We start from the raw sequence: 7206 nt of genomic DNA, 5'->3' as shown, positions 1-7206 counted from the left end.
CCATTTTGAGGTGAAAAACGCTCAATTTTGACGACGAAACGCGTTCTCGTCACCAATTTGAGGAGAAGAAAGCCAATTTTTGACGACGAAACGTATTCTCGTCACCATTTTGAGGTGAAAAACGCACTATTTTGGCGACGAGCCTCTTTCTCGTCACCGTTTTTGGTCGGGAAACTTCATTTTTTGGCGACGAGGCCTGTTCTCGTCACCATTTTGAGGTGAAAAACGCTCAATTTTGACGACGAAAGGCATTCTCGTCGCCAATTTGGGGAGAGAAATGCTGTTTTTTGGCGACGAGGCCAATCTCGTTGCTAATTTTGATCGAGTTTACAACGATAAAGTTTCTTGGTATTAGGTGGCTGAACGTTTTCTAATATAATAAGGTTAAAAATGAAAACAGTTTACCAACTCCCATCAATCACTTCCCCTTTTTAAACCCTTCCTGCTCCAAATAGTTTGTAGCGCCATTATAGGTTGGGAATGTACCGTCCAATAGTTCACCGGCAAAGGTATTCCAAAGGTCCAGTTCTGCGTCATACTGGAGTGTCAACGTATTACCGTGCTCATCTTTCCATATTTCTTCATTAAACGGTTTTGCCGATAGCGATTGTATCGATAAGCGAATGATATTGCGCAGTTCTTCTTCGGTAAAGTCCCGAATATTAACCATTCCCTTGTCATCCATTGGATAATCATGAGGGAAAAGTCCTGCATAAACAAAACCATTGCCGTTCGGATGCAAATGATAAACGACTGTCTTTTTTTCTTGGACACTCTCCTCATAATGGAAATTCACTCGTTTTAGCGAAACATCCTTCCTTGTAAGTTCCGGGAAAGATTCAATAATCGCAAGTTTTTCTTCAAATGTAAACATAGGCCCTCCTGAATTTTTTTCTTTTATCATTCCTGTAAAATATAGCACTTAAACATATATTTTAACAATAAATGGAAAATTAAACTATTTTTCACATTAAACTGTAATTTTAAATCAGGCATAATTTTGCCATAGAATATCCTTTCAAATTATTAACAGTGGCTTTCTTTATTATCAATAGTTCATCATTTATCATTATGTTAAAAAACCAAAAAGTAGTTTAAGCTTTAAGTACCATATGATGTGTCATACAAATCATTCCTTCCGCTGAACAGATGCTTACAATGAAAATATTATCGGCTAGACCGGAACCATATTAAGATTTTGCGATGCTGAAATTCTTATCCGGTATCTTCAAATTGAAACTTTAGAAGAAGTTAGTCAAATATTTGATGGAAGGAAGTTTTTAGGTGATCGGCAAAAATGTTTCTCAATTATGTTGGAAAGGATTTGAATAAGCATTGGAGAGAATTTTCAATATAATTCATGCAGAAGACTTCAACCTTGCCCTAACCAATTTGCTATTGACTTTTATTCAAGTAATTACAAAAAGTATTTCGAGGAACTAATATTCACTGAAGAAGAGATAGAAAATTAAATAAGGAAGAATTGGAGAAATTAACCAAGGTGGCGGCAATTATCGAATATATTGGGAACAGGCAACCAAAGGCAAAATTATATGATTGGATTTATTCGGATAAACTAAAACTGGAAGAACCATATACACCCGGATTGGAAAAAGAAACATTTGAAAGGGTTAGAAGGATTATTCAGCACCGAAAGAATTTGCGTCAAGAAATGTCTTTTATGATGAGAAAACCTTGAACCCATTTTAAAAACGGATGGTGCATTTCGCCCATTTAAAATGAGGAAATGCACCTTTGAACAACTAATTCTTAATATTAAAATTCTCTGTTTTTATAGAAAGATAGTGATAATAAATAAGATAGTACGAAAATGAATATAGTTGGTAAAAGAATCACAAATATGGCTTCTATATTCGATAAACTTGATAAGATAAATAGAGACCTTGGATTATGTTCGGTCATATAAGAAATCAATGCTGACCCGCCAAAAATCAGGAGAAAGAATAGCAGTGAATTAATCATTCTCGATTTCAAAAAACCATATTTAAAAATTACCGGAAATGAAATGGAACAATATAAAACAGAAACGATAATTGAACCTGCCATTCCGGTAAGTGAAAAAGGAATAGGTTGCAGCGGTAACTTTAATATATCAACGACTAGATAGATGAGTAAATTTATCAAGATGGCAAAGGCTGCAATTACAATTACAGATAAATATTTAGCCAATACAATTGTATTTCTTTTAATCGGTAAGCTAATTAACATTTTGTCGCTATTATTTTTATCATCTATGGCACTTGAACCTAAAGCCAACAAATAGGTTACACCAAGTACCCCGATTAAAAGTCCGGGTGCACCTATTTTGGAAAAGAAAAGTGAAAAAAACAGAATAAACACAATGGAAAGCAAAACAGATTTTTTTTGAACAAGAAGGTCCTTTTTAATAAGATGATACATTTTGTCCACTCCCTTTCGTGGAAAATAATAAAATATCTTCTAATGTTGGTTTTTCAATCATCACTTGATTCCCAAATCGGTCCAGTAGTTCTTTTTTATCATTATAGAGCCCTTTAAAGCCAAATTTATTTTGTTCGACTCCGATGAAAGAAAGGTTTGTCGCAGTTTCAAGAAATTCTTTATTCCCTTTGACAATGGCATACTGTTCCAACAATTCATCCATTGGTTTGCTTAAGATTATTTCGCCATTATTTATAATGGTGATATAGTCGGCGATTTTTTCCAGATCGGATGTAATGTGTGTAGAGAAAAATATCGCTTTGTTTTCATCTTCCATTAAAGAGCGTAAAATGTGCAATAATTCACTTCGGATCAGAGGATCGAGGCCGGATGTAGGTTCATCCATAATCAGCAGTTCTGCGTGATGGGACAAGGCGATGGCCAGTGAAAACTTCATCTTCATTCCTTTTGATAATTGTTTTATTTGCTTATTTAACGGTAAACTAAACTTTTTCACATATGTTAAAAACGCATTTTCATCCCAATTTTTATAAAATGGACGAATGATATTTTTCATTTCTTTAACGGTTAACTCTTCGTAAAAATGATTTTCGTCATAAACAAACCCGATTTTTTCTTTAATTTGTAGTTCATCTTTTATATGATCGAACCCAAAAATTTTAATTTCGCCGCTATCTTTTTTAATTAAGTTCATGATTAATCTAATGGTTGTGCTTTTTCCTGCACCGTTCGGACCGATAAAACCCATGACAAAGCCACGATCTAAAGAGATATTTATATTTTTTAATGAAAAATCCTTGTAATGTTTGGAGACATTGTTTATTTCCAGAATCTTATTCAAGTTGTTCACCCCTCGTATAAAAGTTCTAAAATTTTTTTCAATTCTTCCAGCGACATCCCGATTAACTTTGCTTCTGTGATTGTCTCGCTCAGTTTTTGTTCGATCATTTTCATTTTGTTTTCTTTTAAAATATTTGCGTTAACTGGTGCGACATAAGAACCTTTCCCTGCAACAGTCACTATAAATCCATCTTTCTCTAATTCGTCATAAGCGCGTTTTGTCGTAATCACACTGATTTCCAGTTCTTTCGCCAAGCTCCTGATGGATGGTAAAGCCTGGCCTTCTTTTAGGTCGCCGGTAAGAATTTGACTTTTGATTTGGTTGATAATTTGTAGATAGATGGGTTCGTTTGCGGAATTTGAAATAATAATATTCACAAAAGAGATCACTTCTTTCGTTATTACTGTATATGTACAGTATATACAGTTTGAGGTAGTATGTCAAACTAAAAATGATCGAACATTTTTATGCAAAACTTGGAGACCGTAAAAGAGTTTTGATACTTATTTCTAGTTAGTTGCCTCATCAAACAGACCACTTTCCATAAAGCAATATTCAACTGTTATGGTACAATATAATAAAAGAATATAATGGATTTCCAAGGGGGTTAAAGTTGATGGATGCAATTAATCAAAGTCCAGAAAAATTAACCTATAAAGAATATGCAACATGGGCGGAAGGAAAAAGATTTGAAGTTTTAGACGGGGTAATTATCAGTATGGATCCATCTGTTTCACCAAAACATCAAGAAGTATCGATGCAACTTTCAATTGAATTTGGTTCTTACCTTCGAGGAAAGTGTTGTAAAGTTTTGCAGGAGATATTGATGTATACTTATTTGAAGACAAAAAAGGGTGGGATAGTGAAAAAGTAAAGAATTGGGTCATACCTGATATGGTTATTGTATGTGACCCGGATAAAATAAAAAAGCACGGAATTGTTGGTGCCCCTGATTTTGCACTTGAAATTCTTTCCCCATCTTCAGCAAAAATTGATCATATGGTCAAAAGATGGGCCTATTCAAAAGCGCGCGTGAAAGAATATTGGATTGTAGATCCGGCCAACCAACTGGTCGAAGTCTATCTATTAAAAGAAGCTGTTTTAGAATTAGAAAATGTCTATACAAAAGAGGACTCAGTCCATGTTCACGTCCTGGAAAATTTAAATATTGATTTAGCCAATATTTTCCCTGAAACATAAAACTTCTTAAACATTATACTTGAAAATGAATCAAAATATAGAAAAGAGACACCGCGAATGAAAAGGGGTGTGTTTTCTAACCCCTTAAATGTACCGAAAATTAAAAATGACAAATTTCGTCGATATGATGAGCCAATATCGAGATAATCCGCTCTTTTGTCAGTCTTGTTGGGTTCAAGATGGCGTGAATAGCCAATCCGTCAATTAATGCACACAATCTCTCCGTTTCCAAATCTTTGTCGATCTCTTTTTTTAGAAATTGCGCCCGATCCAGTGAATCCAACAGCTTTTGAATCCCCTCAAAAATCCCATCATTTTGGCTTTCCCTGTTTCCTTTATTGCGGAAATATAATACAAATTCAAGCCAAACCTCCATTTCAGCTCTTGTCGTTTCATTTGTCGGAACAATTTCCAAAAGCATTTGTAAAATCATTTCCTTTGGCGGCAAGTTTTTTAAAGCAATTTTTTCAACCCGTTCAGCCACTCTCTCTTTCACCAGATCCATCGCGTAAATTAACAATTCTTCTTGGGTGGAGAAATAGTGTCTAAGAGCGCCTAATGATAGCCCCGCTTTCCTAGCAATATTTCGTACTGTCGCCCCTTTCATTCCTTGCTCTAAAATAACTTGCCAAGTCGCTTCAGCAATTGCTTTTTTTCTATTATCATGATCAACAATTTTTGGCATACTATCAGTTTACCATAAAAATTTAAATAATACACTTGTATTAAATAAAAATGTTTGTTATGATTTATTTAGTACATCTGTATTAAAAAACGCTGGTGCCCAGTGTTTGGGAAAAATCGATTTCAAAATTTTCCCCTGTATTTTTATTCTTATTTTGTAAAAAAGGTGATGGAAATGAATTGGATAATTTGGTTAATAATTGCTTGTGAAATCGGCTTTTGGGTTTTTATTTTACTTGGGTTAAGTTTCCGTTATTTATTGAAAAAAGAGAAGCTGGGTTTCATCTTTTTGGCGCTAACACCTGTTGTAGACCTGATCTTGATAATTGCTGCGACTTTCGACCTTTATAGCGGGACGCCGGCAACAAAAGCTCATGCACTCGCAGCTATCTATATTGGTATTTCTGTTGGATTTGGAAAAAGCATGATTCGTTGGGCTGATGAGCATTTTCAGTACTATATCACAAAAACCGGACCAAAACCGGTTAAATTATATGGTTTACAATTTGCCAAACAGAATTTGAAAAGCTGGGGGCGTCATCTTCTTTCGTACTTAATTGGGGCAAGTTTAATTGGAATTATTTACTATTTTATTAATGACTATGAACGGACAAAGGCGCTTATTCAAGTACTGGGGATTTGGTCGCTTGTTTTAATCATTGATTTACTTATTTCCCTTTCCTATTTTGTATTCCCAAGACAACCAGGAAAACCAACAATATAAAACTAGTTCTGTGACATTTAAAAAAACAAGGAAAAGGTTCTCAAGGGCATTTAGGTAAAGCGGTCATTACCCTCCGTAATTTAATGGGGAGATGAATTACCGTCTTTTTTTTTATAATTTACGACTATATCTTGTAGTTATAAATATTTATTACATTGGGTATTTATCATGAATATTATATACTACACGTATAGAGAATAGAGGGAGCAGAATCAAAATAACAATCAAGACAATAATGATGGTAACGACTCTTCTGTTAATAAGGCCCAAACAGATAACAATGTTTCCGATACAAAAGAAAATTGAGGAGAACTGATTCTAGATGCAACTTGTGCACTGTCTGATATTTCCTACCCCACCGATTTTAAACTATTGAACGAAACAAGTGAAAAACTAGATCATATCATTGATGTCTTACATGAACCATTGAAAGGAACTATAAAAAAGCTACGGACTTATTGATAACGAGCAAGAAAAAAATACCTATCGATCGCAAAGTTACGACAGCGGAAACAGATTATCCTTATTGAGGAAATATGAATACAGACAATTTTTGGCTATTCATGAACTTTACCGGAAACAAAAAAATGTACCGGACAAAGACACACCGGATTATTAGCATATCTCAGCCACATGTACGTCCCATCGTCCGAGGCAAAGCAAAAGTAAATGTATGAATTTGGCTCTAAGGTGGCCATCAGCGTAGTAGGTGCCTATACAATGGTTGAACATCTATCATGGGACAATTTCAACGAAGGGCTCACACTACAAGAAACGTTGAGAACTATCGGAAACGTTATGGATATTATCTGGAAGCTGTTCTCGCAGATAAAATCTATCGAACGCGAGATAACCTAACATATTGTAAGGAGCGTGGAATTCGTCTAAGCGGTCCAAGACTTGGACGTCTTTCCAAGGAGGAAGACTATATCCAAAAACAGCTAATAAAAATAGATGCCTCTGAACGAAATGAAGAAGAAGGCAAATTCGGAACAGGCAAGCGTAGTTATGGTCTGGGTCTTATTCGAGCATGCCTAGAAGAAACAAGTGAAACCGTAGTTTGCCTTTAATGTATAGTCATAAACCTTGAGCGAAGGCTAAAGGTTCTTTTGCGCCATTATTTCAGGGAACGAATTCAACGGTTGATTTCATGAACGACTTTCTGTATGTAATTCGTTTAGAAGCCTCCAATTAGCTCACTTTTTTATAAAAGCAGATATTTCCTCAATAAAACTATCGTAACTACCAATAGTATTTGAAACTGGTTCATCGCAGTTTAGTATGGAAAAAAACTGTCAACAATAATACTACCAAT

The 7206-nt window shown here is 34.9% G+C and carries 10 protein-coding genes and 1 pseudogene; 6 read left to right on the top strand and 5 right to left on the bottom strand.

Annotation, left to right across the window (positions count from 1 at the left end):
- Positions 1-27: 27 nt before the first annotated feature.
- On the top strand, positions 28-222 hold the full coding sequence (locus LIZ98_RS16225; RefSeq protein ID WP_227140260.1) for a hypothetical protein: 195 nt from the start codon (positions 28-30) through the stop codon (positions 220-222).
- A 196-nt stretch (positions 223-418) separates the two neighbouring features.
- On the opposite strand, the gene LIZ98_RS16220 is transcribed toward LIZ98_RS16225, so the two are convergent.
- The gene (locus LIZ98_RS16220; RefSeq protein ID WP_034767230.1) at positions 419-874 is read right to left on the bottom strand and encodes a hypothetical protein; all 456 of its coding nucleotides are present in this window, start codon (positions 872-874) and stop codon (positions 419-421) included.
- 609 nt (positions 875-1483) lie between these two features.
- Between LIZ98_RS16220 and LIZ98_RS16215 the strand changes: the two genes are divergently transcribed.
- On the top strand, positions 1484-1699 hold the full coding sequence (locus LIZ98_RS16215; protein ID WP_202864269.1) for a hypothetical protein: 216 nt from the start codon (positions 1484-1486) through the stop codon (positions 1697-1699).
- A gap of 77 nt (positions 1700-1776) precedes the next feature.
- Here LIZ98_RS16215 and LIZ98_RS16210 read toward each other — a convergent pair whose 3' ends face one another.
- Genes LIZ98_RS16210 through LIZ98_RS16200 form a run of 3 tightly spaced genes read right to left on the bottom strand, consistent with a single transcriptional unit; the run spans position 1777 to position 3660 of the window.
- Complete coding sequence (locus LIZ98_RS16210; RefSeq protein WP_227140261.1) at positions 1777-2421, bottom strand: ABC-2 transporter permease; 645 nt, start codon at positions 2419-2421, stop codon at positions 1777-1779.
- Positions 2405-3274: an ABC transporter ATP-binding protein gene (locus LIZ98_RS16205; RefSeq protein ID WP_227140263.1), complete on the bottom strand. Its 870-nt coding sequence runs from the start codon at positions 3272-3274 to the stop codon at positions 2405-2407. The genes LIZ98_RS16210 and LIZ98_RS16205 overlap by 17 nt, the downstream gene beginning before the upstream one ends.
- A 14-nt stretch (positions 3275-3288) precedes the next feature.
- Entirely contained in the window at positions 3289-3660 is a 372-nt protein-coding gene (locus LIZ98_RS16200; protein ID WP_041902333.1) for a GntR family transcriptional regulator, read from the bottom strand.
- Between the two features lie 239 nt (positions 3661-3899).
- Here LIZ98_RS16200 and LIZ98_RS18045 point away from each other — a divergent pair, with 239 nt between their 5' ends.
- Positions 3900-4157, top strand: a complete 258-nt coding sequence (locus tag LIZ98_RS18045; RefSeq protein ID WP_255602321.1) for a Uma2 family endonuclease — start codon at positions 3900-3902, stop codon at positions 4155-4157.
- A 20-nt stretch (positions 4158-4177) separates the two neighbouring features.
- A complete protein-coding gene (locus LIZ98_RS18040; protein WP_255602322.1) occupies positions 4178-4483 on the top strand; it encodes a Uma2 family endonuclease in 306 nt (101 codons plus the stop codon).
- A 100-nt stretch (positions 4484-4583) separates the two neighbouring features.
- Here the strand turns inward: LIZ98_RS18040 and LIZ98_RS16190 are convergent, their stop codons facing one another.
- On the bottom strand, positions 4584-5168 hold the full coding sequence (locus tag LIZ98_RS16190; RefSeq protein ID WP_227140262.1) for a TetR/AcrR family transcriptional regulator: 585 nt from the start codon (positions 5166-5168) through the stop codon (positions 4584-4586).
- A gap of 174 nt (positions 5169-5342) precedes the next feature.
- On the opposite strand from LIZ98_RS16190, the gene LIZ98_RS16185 reads away from it, so the two are divergent.
- Both LIZ98_RS16185 and LIZ98_RS16180 read left to right on the top strand, forming a co-directional pair.
- A complete protein-coding gene (locus tag LIZ98_RS16185; protein ID WP_108897309.1) occupies positions 5343-5891 on the top strand; it encodes a hypothetical protein in 549 nt (182 codons plus the stop codon).
- Between the two features lie 306 nt (positions 5892-6197).
- A pseudogene (locus tag LIZ98_RS16180) lies at positions 6198-7045 on the top strand (transposase); the annotation flags it as partial.
- Positions 7046-7206 lie beyond the last annotated feature (161 nt).

The sequence above is a fragment of the Caldibacillus sp. 210928-DFI.2.18 genome (assembly GCF_020554505.1).
Taxonomy (GTDB): Bacteria; Bacillota; Bacilli; order Bacillales; family Caldibacillaceae; genus Caldifermentibacillus; species Caldifermentibacillus hisashii.
This window is presented reverse-complemented; position numbering and strand designations above follow the sequence as displayed.

Coding starts and splice junctions, on each gene's coding strand:
- LIZ98_RS16185 (WP_108897309.1), top strand. CDS start 5,343: ATGAATTGGATAATTTGGTTAATAATTGCTTGTGAAATCGGCTTTTGG.
- LIZ98_RS16210 (WP_227140261.1), bottom strand. CDS start 2,421: ATGTATCATCTTATTAAAAAGGACCTTCTTGTTCAAAAAAAATCTGTT.
- LIZ98_RS16190 (WP_227140262.1), bottom strand. CDS start 5,168: ATGCCAAAAATTGTTGATCATGATAATAGAAAAAAAGCAATTGCTGAA.
- LIZ98_RS16220 (WP_034767230.1), bottom strand. CDS start 874: ATGTTTACATTTGAAGAAAAACTTGCGATTATTGAATCTTTCCCGGAA.
- LIZ98_RS18040 (WP_255602322.1), top strand. CDS start 4,178: ATGGTTATTGTATGTGACCCGGATAAAATAAAAAAGCACGGAATTGTT.
- LIZ98_RS18045 (WP_255602321.1), top strand. CDS start 3,900: ATGGATGCAATTAATCAAAGTCCAGAAAAATTAACCTATAAAGAATAT.